Source organism: Pseudomonas sp. TNT3 (assembly GCF_010095445.2).
Classification (GTDB): domain Bacteria; phylum Pseudomonadota; class Gammaproteobacteria; order Pseudomonadales; family Pseudomonadaceae; genus Aquipseudomonas.
Genome location: NZ_WFGV02000134.1, coordinates 1 through 1,165, shown reverse-complemented (window position 1 = coordinate 1,165; position 1,165 = coordinate 1). Strand labels below are relative to the sequence as shown.

Below are 1,165 nucleotides of genomic sequence, written 5' to 3'. Positions count from 1 at the left end.
TGTGGGAGATTCTATGTTGCCCAGCAACACAAAATTCTCAAGCCGATAGGTATTCGCTCTGATTTTTCATCAGAGCGAACGCCACCCGACAGAGCTTGCGAGCCAAGGCCACCAAAGCCTGAGTTTTTGAGAAGCCTCTAGCCAGGTACGACTCGTAAAACGGTTTCCATTTAGGTGATCGACACGCTGCCATAGCAGCGTTGTAAGCCAGGCGGCGAACTTCCGGATCCCCTTTTTTCGTCAGGTGCCGGACGCCTTTCTTTTTTCCGGAGTCATCGACCTGAAGGTCCATCCCTAAAAACGCGATGAACGCATCGCTATTGGCAAAATCGCCCCGCATAAAAGTCGTTGCCAGCCCGGTCGCGGTCAGCTCGCCAACGCCTTCGATGGCTTTGCAACGGTCTATATTTTCCTCAATTCCGGCTTCTTTACTGACCTTGCGCAGTAATTTTTGAATCGCCTGATCGGCCTCTTTGAATGCTCTTTGCTGAGCGGCCTGGATTTTTTTCAGCAAAGGCTCATCAGTCCAGCTCAGCATTAATCCCGAATGGTTCTGGATAAGCGTTGCGCGCCTGTGAAGCAGACTTTTGAGCGAAGTGTAGGCCTTAGGTGGCGGGCTCCACAGCCGCAACTTGCTCTGTTCGCTCGCCAAGTAGCGCGCCAGTAAACGCGCATCACAGGGGTCATTCTTGGCGCGCTGACCGACACTGTTTCTGTAATGGCTCACTCGATAGGCATCCACCACGTAGACTTGGTGGCCCATTTCGTAAGCCAGTTCTATGGTGTCCAAATGGTAAATATTGGTGGCTTCGACAGCCAAAGCGCTGCCTGGCGGCAGGTCTTTGAGCCAGCGTTTAAGGGCGGTTCGGTCATTTTTGACCGGGTCGATGGTTTGCAGGTCGGCGCGATAGACAACGATCTCGGCCTTGGCGACATCAATACCCACCACCGTTTGCGAAGTAGGGATTGTCATGACAATTCCTCAGAGCTAGGGTTTAAGTGCTTGTCGGGGTCTACCGTTGCGCTGGCTTGTCTCTATCGTCGGTTTGACCGATGCATTCCTTATCGGCGCTTTGGGTAGAAGGGGTGGGACGAGAAGTCTCCCACAGTCTGTACTGGTCAGAGTCAGAATCGAGTCTGTAGTCCCACCCCACCCCTTCAAGTC

The 1,165-nt window shown here is 53.1% G+C and carries 1 protein-coding gene; it reads right to left on the bottom strand.

The window, feature by feature from the left end:
• Positions 1 to 37 precede the first annotated feature (37 nt).
• On the bottom strand, positions 38 to 973 hold the full coding sequence (locus GBC55_RS29725) for a transposase (RefSeq protein WP_162441225.1): 936 nt from the start codon (positions 971 to 973) through the stop codon (positions 38 to 40).
• Positions 974 to 1,165 lie beyond the last annotated feature (192 nt).